General features: G+C 63.0%; 11 protein-coding genes. 4 read left to right on the top strand and 7 right to left on the bottom strand.

Going from position 1 to position 14,096, the window contains the following annotated elements:
• Window positions 1-70: 70 nt before the first annotated feature.
• Entirely contained in the window at window positions 71-547 is a 477-nt protein-coding gene (locus ACN0SE_RS14045; protein ID WP_417525159.1) for a hemerythrin domain-containing protein, read from the top strand.
• A 168-nt stretch (window positions 548-715) separates the two neighbouring features.
• On the opposite strand, the gene aspS is transcribed toward ACN0SE_RS14045, so the two are convergent.
• The 4 genes from aspS to ACN0SE_RS14065 all read right to left on the bottom strand — a co-directional run bounded on the left by aspS (window position 716) and on the right by ACN0SE_RS14065 (window position 3,750).
• Window positions 716-2,491 carry an aspartate--tRNA ligase gene (gene aspS, locus ACN0SE_RS14050; RefSeq protein WP_417525160.1) on the bottom strand — a complete coding sequence of 592 codons (1,776 nt, stop codon included), beginning with the start codon at window positions 2,489-2,491 and terminating at the stop codon, window positions 716-718.
• Window positions 2,492-2,631: 140 nt separating this feature from the next.
• Window positions 2,632-2,946 (bottom strand): hypothetical protein, encoded by a 315-nt coding sequence (locus ACN0SE_RS14055; protein ID WP_417525161.1) that lies wholly within the window; start codon window positions 2,944-2,946, stop codon window positions 2,632-2,634.
• Between the two features lie 31 nt (window positions 2,947-2,977).
• Window positions 2,978-3,427 carry an SRPBCC family protein gene (locus tag ACN0SE_RS14060; RefSeq protein ID WP_417525162.1) on the bottom strand — a complete coding sequence of 150 codons (450 nt, stop codon included), beginning with the start codon at window positions 3,425-3,427 and terminating at the stop codon, window positions 2,978-2,980.
• Window positions 3,424-3,750, bottom strand: a complete 327-nt coding sequence (locus tag ACN0SE_RS14065) for an ArsR/SmtB family transcription factor (RefSeq protein ID WP_417525163.1) — start codon at window positions 3,748-3,750, stop codon at window positions 3,424-3,426. Before ACN0SE_RS14065 ends, ACN0SE_RS14060 begins: the two co-directional genes overlap by 4 nt.
• Window positions 3,751-3,956: 206 nt before the next feature.
• Between ACN0SE_RS14065 and carB the strand changes: the two genes are divergently transcribed.
• Together carB and ACN0SE_RS14075 are read left to right on the top strand one after the other, a co-directional pair.
• The gene (carB, locus tag ACN0SE_RS14070; protein WP_417525164.1) at window positions 3,957-7,289 is read left to right on the top strand and encodes a carbamoyl-phosphate synthase large subunit; all 3,333 of its coding nucleotides are present in this window, start codon (window positions 3,957-3,959) and stop codon (window positions 7,287-7,289) included.
• Between the two features lie 270 nt (window positions 7,290-7,559).
• Window positions 7,560-9,971 carry a hypothetical protein gene (locus ACN0SE_RS14075; RefSeq protein WP_417525165.1) on the top strand — a complete coding sequence of 804 codons (2,412 nt, stop codon included), beginning with the start codon at window positions 7,560-7,562 and terminating at the stop codon, window positions 9,969-9,971.
• A gap of 129 nt (window positions 9,972-10,100) precedes the next feature.
• Here ACN0SE_RS14075 and ACN0SE_RS14080 read toward each other — a convergent pair whose 3' ends face one another.
• The 3 genes from ACN0SE_RS14080 to ACN0SE_RS14090 form a co-directional block, all read right to left on the bottom strand.
• Window positions 10,101-10,865: a MipA/OmpV family protein gene (locus ACN0SE_RS14080; RefSeq protein ID WP_417525166.1), complete on the bottom strand. Its 765-nt coding sequence runs from the start codon at window positions 10,863-10,865 to the stop codon at window positions 10,101-10,103.
• Window positions 10,866-10,930: 65 nt separating this feature from the next.
• Window positions 10,931-11,458, bottom strand: a complete 528-nt coding sequence (locus tag ACN0SE_RS14085) for a DUF992 domain-containing protein (protein WP_417525167.1) — start codon at window positions 11,456-11,458, stop codon at window positions 10,931-10,933.
• A gap of 141 nt (window positions 11,459-11,599) precedes the next feature.
• The gene (locus ACN0SE_RS14090; RefSeq protein ID WP_417525168.1) at window positions 11,600-12,406 is read right to left on the bottom strand and encodes an undecaprenyl-diphosphate phosphatase; all 807 of its coding nucleotides are present in this window, start codon (window positions 12,404-12,406) and stop codon (window positions 11,600-11,602) included.
• 225 nt (window positions 12,407-12,631) lie between these two features.
• Between ACN0SE_RS14090 and ACN0SE_RS14095 the strand changes: the two genes are divergently transcribed.
• Window positions 12,632-14,074 carry an NAD(P)-dependent oxidoreductase gene (locus ACN0SE_RS14095; protein WP_417525169.1) on the top strand — a complete coding sequence of 481 codons (1,443 nt, stop codon included), beginning with the start codon at window positions 12,632-12,634 and terminating at the stop codon, window positions 14,072-14,074.
• Window positions 14,075-14,096: the final 22 nt, after the last annotated feature.

Consider the following 14,096-nt stretch of genomic DNA (forward strand, 5'->3'; position numbering starts at 1 on the left):
AGATCGCTGCCGCAGGGGAACCCGCCGCGTGCCTCATACGTTGGCCCTGCAACCAGACAGGAGAACCCCCATGAGCGACATCTATTCCGCCCTGAAATCCGACCATGACCGCCACCGCGAGCTGCTCGAGACCATCGGCAATACCGAAGGCGCCTCCGAGACGCGACAGGAGGCCTGGGAGGAATTCTACCGCGATGTCAAAGCCCATGGCGCGGCCGAGGAAGAGACCTTTTATTCCAAGCTGATCTCCAAGACCTGGGGCCAGGACAGCGCCCGCCACTCGGTGCATGAACACCAGCAGATCGACGACCTGCTCGAAGAGCTGCGCGAGATGGACATGAGTCAGGGCGCCTGGCTGCAGAAGTTCAAGCAGCTGCGCCACGATTATGAACACCACATCGACGAGGAGGAAGACGAGGTCTTCACCCGCGCGAAAGAGGTGATCCCGGACGACGAGATCGAAGGCTACGGCCAGCGCTTCCGCGACCGCAAGGACAAGGAGCTGGGCATCATCGAGGAAAAGCGCGAGGATTCGCTCGAGGATTGACCGCAGGCCCTTCGTGGCAAAGGAAAAGGCCGGGCAAGTGCCCGGCCTTTCTGTCAGCGGCGGAAGAAGCGGCGGAACAGCTTCCAGAGCGCCAGGTACTTCAGCAAACGTCGCATGTCTGGTCCTCCTTGCAGAGGTAACGCGACAAGCGGCCGTTTGGTTTCCGCCTCAGTCCTGCGGAATGACCCGCAGCCCCAGTTCCATCAGCTGGTCCGACATCGGTTCCGACGGCGCCTGCATCATCAGATCTTCGGCGCGCTGGTTCATCGGGAACATGATGACCTCGCGGATGTTCTCCTGCTCGGCCAGAAGCATGACGATCCGGTCGATACCGGCGGCGCAGCCACCGTGCGGCGGGGCGCCGTACTGGAAGGCATTGACCAGCCCGCCGAAGCGCTTGCGCACCTCGTCCTCGCCGTAGCCGGCGATCTCGAAGGCCTTGAACATGATCTCGGGCTTGTGGTTCCGGATCGCGCCCGACACCAGCTCGTAGCCGTTGCAGGCCAGGTCGTACTGATAGCCCAGCACCTCGAGCGGATCGCCCTGGAGCGCTTCCATCCCGCCCTGAGGCATGGAGAACGGGTTGTGCTCGAAGTCGATCTTGCCGGTTTCCTCGTCCTTTTCGTAGATCGGGAAATCGACGATCCAGGCAAAGGCGAAACGGTTCTTGTCGGTCAGCCCCAGCTCGTCGCCGATGACGGTGCGGGCGCGGCCGGCCACCGCCTCGAACGCCTTGGGCTTGCCGCCGAGGAAGAAGGCCGCGTCGCCGACGTTCAGACCCAGCTGCTGGCGGATCGCTTCGGTGCGCTCGGGGCCGATGTTCTTGGCGAGGGGGCCTGCGGCTTCCATGCCGTTGCCCTGATCGCGCCAGAAGATATAGCCCATGCCCGGCAGACCCTGTTCCTGGGCGAACTTGTTCATCCGGTCACAGAACTTGCGGCTGCCGCCACCGGGGGCGGGAATGGCGCGAATTTCGGTGCCGTCCTGCTCCAGCAGCTTGGCAAAGATGGCAAAGCCGGAGCCTGCGAAATGCTCGGAGACCACCTGCATCTTGATCGGGTTGCGCAGGTCGGGCTTGTCGGTGCCGTACCACAGCGCCGCGTCCTTGTAGGAGATCTGCGGCCATTCCTGATCCACTTTGCGACCGCCGCCGAACTCTTCGAAGATGCCCGTCAGCACCGGCTGGATGGTGTCGAAGACGTCCTGCTGGGTGACAAAGCTCATCTCCATGTCGAGCTGGTAGAAGTCGGTGGGCGAGCGGTCGGCGCGCGGGTCCTCGTCGCGGAAACAGGGCGCGATCTGGAAATACTTGTCGAAGCCCGAGACCATGATCAACTGCTTGAACTGCTGCGGCGCCTGCGGCAGGGCGTAGAACTTGCCGGGGTGCAGGCGGGACGGCACCAGGAAGTCGCGTGCGCCTTCGGGGCTGGACGCGGTGATGATCGGCGTCTGGAATTCGCGGAACGATGCGTCCCACATCCGCCGGCGCATCGAGGCCACGACGTCCGAGCGCAGCTTCATGTTGCGCTGCATCACCTCGCGGCGCAGGTCGAGGTAGCGATAGCGCAGGCGGGTTTCCTCGGGGTATTCCTGGTCGCCGAAGACGATGAGCGGCAGCTCGTCGGCGGCGCCCAGCACCTCCATGTCGCGGATGTAGACCTCGACCTCGCCGGTGGGCAGCTTGGGGTTCACCAGGCTCTCGTCGCGGGCTTTCACCTCGCCGTCGATGCGGATGCACCATTCCGAGCGGACTTTCTCGACGTCGTGGAACACCGGGCTGTCGCTGTCGCAGAGCACCTGGGTGATGCCGTAGGTGTCGCGCAGGTCGATGAAGAGCACCCCGCCGTGATCGCGCACGCGATGGACCCAGCCCGACAGGCGGACGGTCTGACCGACGTTGGATTTGTTCAGTTCGGCGCAGGTATGGCTGCGATAGGGGTGCATCTGGCGGCTCCGGGGGTCATTCGAGGTTCGGGCCGATACACCTTGCCTGTGGCTGAAAGTCAAGCAAAGAGGGGCCGCTCCCGCAGCCCGGCGCGCCACGTCGCAAGGACGGGCCACAGGGCCGGAGGAGCGGCCCGCAGTCACATGTCGATCAGCGGGGCGATCTCGATCGAGCCGTGACCGCCCTTGAGGATCGGGCAGCCCTTGCCCATTTCCGCCGCCGCCTCGACGCTGTCGGCCTCGACGATGGAATAGCCTGACAGCGGGTTGGCGCCGCCACCGTCCTTCAGCCCGTCAGAGGTCAGGGTCGAGGACATGCCCACCGGGTTGCCGCCTTCGACCAGCTTGTCACCAAGGCCCTGCATCCAGGCGCCCCAGGCTTCCATCTCCTTTTTGCCCTCTTCCTCGCTCTCGGGCATCTTGCCGCCGTGATACGCAAACATGTATTTTGTCATAATGATCTCCTCTGTGTGGATCGGGTTGAATTCAGTCGGGAAATTGCCGTTCGAGCCGCGCCAGCACAGCCGACCAGCCGCCTTCGTGCGACGTGGTGGTCTCGCCATCCGGCAGGCCTGCATGGTGCACGGTGAACAGCGTGACATCGCCCGAAGGCACGAGGGCAAAGGTCACCCGGCTCTCGTGGCCGCGGTTGCCCTCGGCATCCTGCCAGGCCCAGGTAAAGGCCAGGTGGCGGGGCGGCGTGACCTCGGTCACCGTGCCGCTGACGTCGAAGCGGTTGCCCTCGGCGCTGCGCATATGGGCGTGCCAGGGGCCGGGGCGGGTGAAGTCGAGCGCGTGGCTCATCATCGTCCAGCCGTCATGGCCGAACCAGAGCACCACGTTTTCGGGCCGGGTGACCATCTCCCACACCCGCGCGAGCGGCGCGTTGAAGCGGCGCTCCAGCGTCAGCTCGGTTCTCTCTGCGACCTCGGTCATGTCCTGTCTGTCTCCTTGTTGAGCAGGTGCTCCAGCCGGTCGAGGCTGGCCTCCCAGAAGCGCCGCGCCTCGTCGGCCCAGCCGGCCACCGCCATCAGCCCCTCGGGGCGGATCGAATAGAGCCGCTGCTGCGCCCGCGCCCGGCGGTTCACCAGCCCGGCATCGCGCAGAACGCCCAGGTGCTGAGAGATCGCCGGCGCCGAGATGCCGAAGCCTTCGCCCAGCCGCCCGGCCGGCAGTTCGCCTTCGGCCAGCAGCCGCTCGACCATGGCAAAGCGCACCGGGTCTGACAGGGCGGCAAAGGTCTGCGGCAGGGCGCTCATGGCTATCCTGTGTTGGTTTGATGAGTCGTTGCAAAGAGTATTGGCACACCCCTTATTTAAGTAAAGCCTTAAATGAAGGCAGATCCCGCACGTTTTCCGGGCAGATCGACCGGCTTTGGCCCTTGAACCCGGCCCGCGCATGTCTATAACCCACGACAATTTGCGCCCTGCGCCCATTCCCCCCGCGCTGAACCCCGAGGTCCGATATGCCGAAAAGAACCGATATCCAGTCGATCATGATCATTGGCGCGGGGCCGATTGTCATCGGACAGGCCTGCGAGTTCGACTACTCCGGTGCACAGGCTTGCAAGGCCCTGCGCGAAGAAGGCTACCGGGTGATCCTGGTGAACTCCAACCCCGCCACCATCATGACCGACCCGGGCCTCGCCGATGCCACTTACATCGAGCCGATCACCCCAGAGGTCGTCGCCAAGATCATCGAGAAAGAGCGCCCCGACGCGCTGCTGCCGACCATGGGCGGGCAGACCGGCCTCAACACCTCGCTGGCGCTGGAAGAAATGGGCGTGCTCGACAAGTACAATGTCGAGATGATCGGCGCCAAGCGCGACGCCATCGAAATGGCCGAAGACCGCAAGCTGTTCCGCGAGGCGATGGACCGCATCGGGCTGGAAAACCCCAAGGCAACCATCGTCACCGCGCCGAAAAAGGCCAACGGCAAGGTCGACCTCGAAGCCGGGGTGCAGAAGGCACTGGAAGAGCTGGAAGAGATCGGCCTGCCGGCGATCATCCGCCCCGCCTTCACCCTCGGCGGCACCGGCGGCGGCGTGGCCTACAACCGCGAGGACTACATCCACTATTGCCGCACCGGCATGGATGCCTCGCCGGTGGGCCAGATCCTCGTCGACGAGTCGCTGCTGGGCTGGAAGGAATACGAGATGGAGGTCGTCCGCGACAAGGCGGACAATGCGATCATCGTCTGCGCCATCGAGAACGTCGATCCGATGGGCGTGCACACCGGCGATTCGATCACCGTGGCCCCGGCGCTGACGCTGACCGACAAGGAATACCAGATCATGCGCAACGGCAGTATCGCCGTCCTGCGCGAGATCGGGGTCGAGACCGGCGGATCGAACGTGCAATGGGCGGTGAACCCCGCCGACGGCCGCATGGTGGTGATCGAAATGAACCCGCGGGTGTCGCGCTCGTCCGCACTGGCCTCCAAGGCGACCGGCTTCCCCATCGCCAAGATCGCCGCCAAGCTGGCGGTGGGCTACACGCTGGACGAGCTCGACAACGACATCACCAAGGTCACGCCCGCCAGCTTCGAGCCGACCATCGACTATGTCGTCACCAAGATCCCGAAGTTTGCCTTCGAGAAGTTCCCCGGCTCCAAGCCCTATCTGACCACCGCGATGAAATCCGTGGGCGAGGCGATGGCCATCGGCCGCACCATCCACGAGTCGCTGCAAAAGGCGTTGGCGTCGATGGAATCGGGCCTTACCGGCTTTGACGAGGTCAAGATCGAGGGCGCGCCCGAGAAATCCGCCGTCATCAAGGCGATCAGCCAGCAGACGCCCGACCGTATGCGCACCATCGCGCAGGCGATGCGCCACGGTCTGAGCGACGAGGAAATCCACGGCGTCACCATGTTCGACCCCTGGTTCCTCGCCCGCATCCGCGAGATCGTCGAGGCCGAAGAGCAAGTGAAGGCCGAAGGGTTTCCGAGCGATGAGGCCGGGCTGCGCCATCTCAAGATGATGGGCTTCACCGATGCGCGTCTGGCCAAGCTGACCGGCTTCTCCGAAAAGGACGTGCGCAACCGCCGGATTGCCAAGAACGTCGTCGCCGTCTTCAAGCGCATCGACACCTGCGCCGCCGAGTTCGAGGCGCAGACGCCCTACATGTATTCCACCTACGAGGCCCCGATGATGGGCGAAGTGGAATGCGAGGCGCGGCCCAGCGACAAGAAGAAGGTCGTCATCCTCGGCGGTGGCCCCAACCGGATCGGGCAGGGGATCGAGTTCGACTATTGCTGCTGTCACGCCTGTTTCGCGCTGACCGACGCGGGCTATGAGACCATCATGGTCAACTGCAACCCCGAGACCGTGTCGACCGACTATGACACCTCGGATCGCCTCTATTTCGAGCCGCTGACCTTCGAACACGTGATGGAGATCCTGCGCGTCGAGCAGGAGCGCGGCACGCTGCACGGCGTCATCGTCCAGTTCGGCGGGCAGACGCCCCTGAAACTGGCCAATGCGCTGGAATCCGAAGGCATCCCGATCCTTGGCACCACCCCCGACGCCATCGACCTGGCCGAAGACCGCGAGCGGTTCCAGGCGCTGGTCAACGAGCTGGGCCTGAAGCAGCCCAAGAACGGCATCGCCTCGACCGACGCCCAAGCCATGGCAATCGCCGAGGACATCGGCTTCCCGCTGGTGATCCGCCCCTCCTACGTGCTGGGCGGCCGCGCGATGGAGATCGTCCGCGACATGGCGCATCTCGAACGCTACATCAACGAGGCCGTGGTCGTCTCGGGCGACAGCCCGGTGCTGCTCGACAGCTACCTGTCGGGCGCGGTTGAGCTTGACGTCGACGCGCTCTGCGACGGCGAACAGGTCCATGTCGCCGGCATCATGCAGCACATCGAAGAGGCCGGCGTGCACTCGGGCGATAGCGCCTGCTCGCTGCCGCCCTATTCGCTGCCGAAAGAGGTGCTGGACGAGATCAAGGTGCAGACCGAGGCTCTGGCGCGTGCGCTCAACGTCGTCGGCTTGATGAACATCCAGTTCGCGATCAAGGACGGCGAGATCTACCTGATCGAGGTCAACCCGCGCGCCTCGCGCACCGTGCCCTTCGTCGCCAAGGCCACCGACAGCGCCATCGCCTCGATCGCCGCCCGCGTCATGGCCGGCGAAAAGCTCTCGGCCTTCCCGATGCGCCCGCCGTATCCGGAAAACGCCGATTACGACACCGTGCTGCCGCTGGCCGATCCGCTGACCCTCGCCGATCCCGACATGCCCTGGTTCTCGGTCAAGGAGGCCGTGCTGCCCTTCGCCCGCTTCCCCGGCGTCGACACCATCCTCGGGCCGGAAATGCGCTCGACCGGTGAGGTCATGGGCTGGGATCGCAGCTTTGCCCGCGCCTTCCTCAAGGCTCAGATGGGCGCCGGCATGGTTCTGCCCGACGACGGCCGCGTCTTCTTTTCGATCAAGGACGCCGACAAGACGCCCGAGCTGGTGGAAACCGCGCAGATCCTTGATGGTCTGGGCTTCACCATCGTGGCCACCGCCGGAACGGCCAAGTTCCTGGCCGAACACGGGCTCAAGGCGGATGTGGTCAAGAAGGTCTACGAAGGCCGGCCGAACATCGTCGACATGCTGAAGAACGGTGAGATTTCGCTGGTGATGAACACCACCGAAGGCGCCGCGGCAGTCGAGGATTCGCGCGAAATCCGCTCGGTCGCGCTTTACGACAAGATCCCCTATTTCACCACCGCCGCCGCCGCCCATGCCGCCGCCCGCGCCATGCAGGCCCGCTCGGAAGGCGAGTTGGTGGTAAAATCGCTGCAGGGCTGACGTTCCGGGTCCGGGGCAGGGCCGACTGCTCTGCCCCGCAACTCAACGGATCGAACAAAAAAAGGGTGGGCACATGGCTGACGCATTCCGGCTTCTGGGACACGAAAGCAACGCCTACCAAGTTTACGCTTGGTAGGCGTTTGTAATTTATGAGGTTTTTGAGGTAGCAGTCTGTCCGTTGTGCGGGAGAAAAGTACCGCGGCAACAGTTGCCGAAAAAGCGAGGTCGGGACTTTGGATATCCCAATCTTGGCCAATATCAGTATTCGGAATGGAGCCCGACTTGTCGAGACGAAAGAGAACGAAAGGCTCTGTCGTGGTCAAGTCCATTCCACAACTGTCATTGGAGGTAGTGTATCCTCCTGCCGACCCGAAAATCAATCTCAACACATGCGGGGACCCCGACTGCGGGAATTACGGTGTGGCGCCAGACTTCGCCTTGCCGGTGTTCAAGGGCAGGAATGCCGCACAGCGCAAGTTATTGGCATCGACAAATCTTCCAGCGTTGGCGACTGGCCGTGGGGTCTACACCTTGTCCGGCGAGGACAAGCGCCAGAGGACCTCGGCAGCTTTCGAATATGCAGACGACCCTCACGTCTGGGACGACGGGCGCGTCGTGGTATGCCGCCACCAAAAAGCGAACCACGAGTGCGGAGTGTCATTCAGCCTGCTGTCCAATGAACACCTTCTCGACGAGGTTGAACGGCTCGAGACCCAGAACGGCTCCCTCGAAGGACCGGCATGCGGAAGTTGCGGCGCGCGGTACCTGGATCACCCGGATGAGTTCATCTTCAACGGTGCTCACGGGAAGTCCACCAAGGTGCGAGGTGGTCGCCCAGCGAAACCCACGGCTTTTCGCCTCATTCACAAACCGTGCAAGGGTTTGAGGGGCTCTCGGTTCTCGGTTTCGCTGGATCATCAGAGCCAGGAGAAGCAGCACGATAATGTCAGAATATTGCGTGCGTTGGTAAATGGCGCGAGTATCAACGATTTGCGGCGCCTCCTTGCTGATCCGGATACAGGCAAGAAGTGCGGTGTCAGCCGTATTTACAATCGCATTTTCTGGCTGGAAAAGACGCTACTGTCCTTTGAGCGGGCCAAGCTCCGCGAATGGAAAAGGAAGTCCGATGGTTCGGAAGAGTTCAACCACACCCGTGTGGCTCATGATGACGTTGTGATTTCGGTCAATTGGGAGAGCAAGTCTGATCGACGCCTGACCCCGGTTCACTGTTCAGTAAGCGCGGACATCCGCTCTGGCTATGTCTTTCGGGTTGACGCGAATTTCGACCCGCGGGTCGACCCGGTCCGGCTATGTGAAGAGCACTACATTCACGAGGGCGGCGGTCCGAAGGGATTGCGCCGCGAGTATACCCAGAAGTCCGGCAAAGTATTCACCGCGCCGCTACTGCACTTTCAACGCCCCAGCGGTCGGTTCGACGAAGCTGCTCTGTTTGCCAGTGCCGAGGGCAGTTGGCGGGTATTCTCGGAACGGTTGGTTCGGGCATTCGAGAGCGACCCGGCCGGCCTGATCATCCTACCGGCAGAAGTTCGCGCCCAACTCAAACATGCTGATTGTCGGCGCAGGTTGCTGGACGAGATCCGGCATCGGTATTTTGATTTTTCGGAAGCTGACCGAGACTTCCGCGGCAGCTTCAAAGGGAGCCTTGTGAAGCCTACCTATACCAAAGCTGCTCACCTCGCATGCCTACGCGACATGCTGCCCGAGGGTAAAATCACGCTGGTAGGCGAGCAGGAGAACACCATGGTTCGAGTGGTGCCACACGTCTTTCGTGACTTGATCAAGGCCGATCTCTTCGAGTGGTTCGTCATCTCTTTCGACAAGTCAGCGTCGACACCCAAGACAAACCGCAGGATCCGCGACTTCCAGAAAGACTTCGAGGCGTTCAAGGCGCGCGCATCTTCGATCACAGCCTCTGACAACTCGAACTTTGACTGGCTCACGCAGTTCTGTGCTGACGGACTGACCCCGGCGATGAATGTCGATCACAACGGACAAACCCACCCATTCTCCTTTTTCAATTTCCGCTCAGCGCAGTTCCCTCAGCTATGGGTCAGGTCTCCCGTTCAGGCCTTCGGGGAGACGCAAAAGGTGGTGGGATTTCCGCTGATCCGGAGTGCGTATCGCCGCCAATTGAAAGGCCTCGCGTTCGACCAGCTTCCGCACGATCACGCATTGCGTTCAGCCCTTGCACGCCGTGCCCTGACCTCGACTTTACAGCCAGTCTCGGCCTTCATGAACTCACTCCGTACGCGGCTGAGTCCAACAGATCGTGCGGGAGGGCGTTCAGCGCGAAATGGACCGAGCTACATCAATGGCGCCCTGTTCAATCCAGCGGTGCTGATTGCCCTGCTGAACATCTACCGCGTCTACTACAACTGGTTCGAAGCGCGGCAATACACCGGAGGCAATTCAGCCGAACATGGCGCAAGTGCCGTACCGGCCGGAACTTCTGCTATTCGTGTGCCTGGATCAGACCAAATCATCACGGTGCCGAAGCGTCGAGAGCAAGCTCCCATCCTCCGAACACCCGCGATGCGGCTGGGTTTGAGCCGCGTGCGTGACAAGGCAAGTTCGCAGCAAGCCCCCGACCCGCGGAGGATTCTTTACCGTCCGTGGCTGTTCCACGGGACGCCACTTTGGAAGAAGTTCGAGGGAAGATGACAGAGCAAAACGGGCGTCCTCAGATCAAGAGGCCCCGGCGAAAAACTTCACCGGGGCCTCTCTATGTCCCAAAATCCGGAATGCGTCAGCACATGGCCCACCCTTTTTTCTTGCTCAGTCGGTCTGTCTTCAGAACCGCAGGTCGAACTGGCGGATCAGCGACACACCGACCGTCACCTGGTGCTCGCTGCCCGAGCGGGTGACCGGGCTGTCCGCGAAATCGTTCATCAGCCGGTCATAGGCCAGCTTGCCTTCCATCGACCAGGTATCGCTCAGCTCGCGGCGGGCGCTGAACTCGGCCCCGACGGATTTCACACCACCCTCGGCGGAATAGGCGCTCAGGTTGCGGGCCGAGGCGGGGACCGAGAAATAGGTCTCGGCATATTCTTCATTGGCCAGGCTCACCCGCGGGCCGAGGCGCAGCGTGGTATAGGCGTCGGGCCGCAGGATGGCATCGGCGGCCAGATCGGCGACAACGCCTTCGTGGCCGTTGAAGCCCTTGCGCACCGCGGCCGAGACCTCGGCGAATTCCCAGGTGTATTTCGCCTTTACCCCGACCTCGAGCGTCCAGTCGACGTCGTCCATGCCCTTGAGCGCCGTATGCTCCGAGGAATCCCGCTTGCCGATGAAGCCGAAGGAGGGCGCAAAGCCGAAGCCGGTCGCATCACCGCCGCCCACCGACATCGAGCCGGCGCCGAAGGAATGCAGGCTGCCTTGGAAACTGGGGGAGGAGGTGTAGTCGTCGGATCCTTCGTAGGTCGGGCCGTAGGACAGTCCCCCGCCCAGTTCGAACGCGATGTGATTGCCCTCGGCCAGCAGGGCCGCCGGAGCAGAGGTGATCGATGCAGCTGCGAGCGCGGCCAGCAGAGGCCGGCGCATGTCCCGTCCTGTCATTCCTAGGTCCTTTCAACAATTGGGGGCCCGGTTGCCCGGACCCCGTTCACATCGATCTGCGCGATTTATTGCGCCGGTGTCAATGTCAGCGAGGCCAGCGCCAGTGCAACGTTGACACCCGAGACACTTTCGACACTGACCGGCTGCAGGCCGATCTGCTTGCCCGAGCCGCCAACCAGCGCGTTGGCGCCAAGGCCGATGCCCAGTGATGCGCCGGCCGAGACGCCGACATAGGTGCCCGCCAGGGCGTTGTCGCCGGGTTTGTTGGCGGCGGTGGTGAAGACGACCCAGGTCATGTAGCTTTTCTCGGTCATGCCGATGTCGAGGCCCAGCTTGTCCATCGAGCCGGTGTAGCGCTCGACCTCGCCGTTGCGGTGTTTGAACTGGCAGTTGACCGCCTTGGAAGAGCCGAGGAACATGCCCCAGCCGCCGTCGATGGTGCAGTCGAGCATGCCGATCTGCTGGCCGCCGACCTCGGAGGCCGGCTTGATGGTCTTCATCTTGTCTTCAACGGTGCCCTGGGCCAGGCCGCTGGTGGCAAAGGTGGCGGCGACGATGGCTGCGAGGGCGAACTTCGAAGTCTTCATGGTCATCTCCATGGTTTGTCGGAGGTGCGTTTCCGAAAGGAGGTCACACCCGAAACCTGGTGCGAAACTACCTTAAGAGCATCCACGAGGATAATTCGAAATAATCACGGTTGAGGTGAGCAATGCTTGTGTAAGCGTTGCCGCAGGTCAGGCGGTATGGCCCAGCCAGATCAGCACCACGCCCAGCACCACGCGATATACGACGTACGGCGTGAAACTGACCGAGCGCAGCAGGCGCATCATCAGCACCAGCGCCACCAGCGCCGAGAGGAAGGCAAAGGCAGCCCCGATGCCGGCCAGCCGCAGCATCTCCCAGTCGGCCTCCCCCACCACCTCGGTGCCCAGCAGGGCGCCGGAGGCGAGGATCGTCGGGATCGACATCAGCATCGACAGCCGCGCCGCGTCCGAGCGCTCATAACCCAGGTGCCGCGCGCCGGTGATCACGATGCCCGAGCGCGAGGTGCCGGGGATCAGCGCCACCGCCTGCCACAGCCCGAGGATCCAGGCATGCCGGGTCGACCAGTCGCTGGCCTCGAGGTCCGAGGCGCCCTTTTGGTCGGCCCACCAGAGCACGAGGCCGAACACCAGCATCGCCCAGCCGATCACGGTGATTGACCGCATGGCGTCATCGAGCCCGGTGATCTTGAGCAGCAGCCCGGCAATGATCACCGGGATGGTGGCGATCAGTAGCAGAAAGGCCAGTTTCGCCCCCGGCGTGTCGGTCTTGCCGCGCAGCAGGCGGGGCAGGCCGCCCAGGGCCACGCGCACATCGGACCAGAAATACAGGATGACAGCGCCCAGCGTGCCGACGTGCACCGCGACGTCGATGGCCTGGCCCTGGTCGGCCATGCCGGTGAGATTCGGCAGCAGGATCAGGTGGCCGGAACTGGAAACGGGCAGGAACTCGGTGATCCCCTGGATCACGGCAACAAGCAAAAGGTGAAAAAGCGTCATCCGGCATGACCTTATGGCAAATTTTCCATCTCTATAAACCTATTGCAAAACATAGGGAAATCGGAATATAGGTCCGTGTCGGACCTTTATATTCTGCCGTGCGGCAAAATTTCCTGCCGCAAAGTGCAAAATAACCGATATTAGGTCAGCACTACTGACTTTTCATGCCGAATGCCGTGTTGTAAAAGGCGCGGTAACAGCCAAACAACCCGGAGCTCCAGCGATATGGCCAAGCAGCCCATGTTGAAATTCGTGCAGATCGAACGCGACATGCCGGAAAAGCGCGCCGCCGACGTGCGCAACACCGACTTTGACGAGATCTATGCCGAGTTTGCCCGCGCCAAGGCCGAAGAGCAATCCAGCCGCTGCAGCCAATGCGGCGTGCCCTATTGCCAGAGCCATTGCCCGCTGCACAACAACATCCCCGACTGGCTGCGCCTGACCGCCACCGGACGCCTGAAAGAGGCCTATGAGGTCAGCCAGGCCACCAACACCTTCCCCGAGATCTGCGGCCGCATTTGCCCGCAGGACCGGCTTTGCGAAGGCAACTGCGTGATCGAGCAGTCCGGCCACGGCACCGTCACCATCGGCTCGGTCGAGAAATACATCACCGACACCGCCTGGGAAAACGGCTGGGTGTTGCCTGCCAACCCGGCGCAGGAACGCACCGAGAGCGTCGGCATCATCGGCGCCGGCCCCGGCGGTCTTGCGGCCGCCGACATGCTGCGCCGCGCCGGCATCCAGGTCACCGTCTATGACCGCTATGACCGCGCCGGCGGCCTGCTGACCTATGGCATCCCCGGCTTCAAGCTGGAGAAGGACGTGGTCATGCGCCGCAACAAGCAACTCGAAGCTGGCGGCGTGACCTTCAAGCTGAACTGCAACGTCGGCGAGGACATCTCGTTCGAAGAGATCCGCGCCGCCCATGACGCGGTGATCATTGCCACCGGCGTCTACAAGTCGCGCGATCTCAAGGGGCCGGGTTCCGGTGCCAAGGGCATCGTCAAGGCGATCGACTATCTCACCGCCTCGAACCGCGCCGCCAACTTTGGTGACAGCGTGCCGGAATTCGAAAGCGGCGAGCTGAACGCCAAGGGCAAGAAGGTCGTGGTGATCGGCGGTGGCGACACCGCGATGGACTGTGTCCGCACCGCGATCCGTCAGGGCGCCGAAAGCGTGAAATGCCTCTATCGCCGCGACCGCGCCAACATGCCCGGCTCGCAGCGCGAGGTGGCCAATGCCGAGGAAGAAGGCGTGCAGTTCGAATGGCTGACCGCGCCGCAGGGCTTTGCCGGCGATGACGTCACTGGCGTCATGGTGCAGCGCATGCGCCTGGGCCATCCCGATGCCACCGGCCGCCAGGCGCCCGAGGTGATCGAAGGCTCCGACTATGTCGAGGACACCGATCTGGTGATCAAGGCGCTGGGTTTCGAGCCCGAGGACCTGCCGACCCTCTGGGGTGCGCCCGAGCTGTCGGTGACCCGCTGGGGCACCATCAAGGCCGAGTTCGAAAGCGGCGCGACCGATCTGGAAGGCGTCTATGCGGTGGGTGACATCGTGCGCGGTGCCAGCCTCGTGGTCTGGGCAATCCGTGACGGGCGCGACTGCGCCACCGCGATCCTCAAGCGCTTCGACGCCAAGGTGACCTCGCCGATCGCCGCCGAATGATTTTCGCGGCCCCCGCGCCAGA

Origin of the sequence: Marinovum sp., from assembly GCF_048263515.1 — a bacterium.
Classification (GTDB): domain Bacteria; phylum Pseudomonadota; class Alphaproteobacteria; order Rhodobacterales; family Rhodobacteraceae; genus Marinovum.

What these genes read in the sequence shown, in the direction of transcription:
- ACN0SE_RS14055 (WP_417525161.1), bottom strand. Translation starts at nt 2,946, where the DNA reads ATGACAAAATACATGTTTGCGTATCACGGCGGCAAGATGCCCGAGAGC.
- ACN0SE_RS14060 (WP_417525162.1), bottom strand. Translation starts at nt 3,427, where the DNA reads ATGACCGAGGTCGCAGAGAGAACCGAGCTGACGCTGGAGCGCCGCTTC.
- ACN0SE_RS14080 (WP_417525166.1), bottom strand. Translation starts at nt 10,865, where the DNA reads ATGACAGGACGGGACATGCGCCGGCCTCTGCTGGCCGCGCTCGCAGCT.
- ACN0SE_RS14090 (WP_417525168.1), bottom strand. Translation starts at nt 12,406, where the DNA reads ATGACGCTTTTTCACCTTTTGCTTGTTGCCGTGATCCAGGGGATCACC.
- aspS (WP_417525160.1), bottom strand. Translation starts at nt 2,491, where the DNA reads ATGCACCCCTATCGCAGCCATACCTGCGCCGAACTGAACAAATCCAAC.
- ACN0SE_RS14075 (WP_417525165.1), top strand. Translation starts at nt 7,560, where the DNA reads ATGGAGCCCGACTTGTCGAGACGAAAGAGAACGAAAGGCTCTGTCGTG.
- ACN0SE_RS14095 (WP_417525169.1), top strand. Translation starts at nt 12,632, where the DNA reads ATGGCCAAGCAGCCCATGTTGAAATTCGTGCAGATCGAACGCGACATG.
- ACN0SE_RS14045 (WP_417525159.1), top strand. Translation starts at nt 71, where the DNA reads ATGAGCGACATCTATTCCGCCCTGAAATCCGACCATGACCGCCACCGC.
- ACN0SE_RS14065 (WP_417525163.1), bottom strand. Translation starts at nt 3,750, where the DNA reads ATGAGCGCCCTGCCGCAGACCTTTGCCGCCCTGTCAGACCCGGTGCGC.
- ACN0SE_RS14085 (WP_417525167.1), bottom strand. Translation starts at nt 11,458, where the DNA reads ATGACCATGAAGACTTCGAAGTTCGCCCTCGCAGCCATCGTCGCCGCC.
- carB (WP_417525164.1), top strand. Translation starts at nt 3,957, where the DNA reads ATGCCGAAAAGAACCGATATCCAGTCGATCATGATCATTGGCGCGGGG.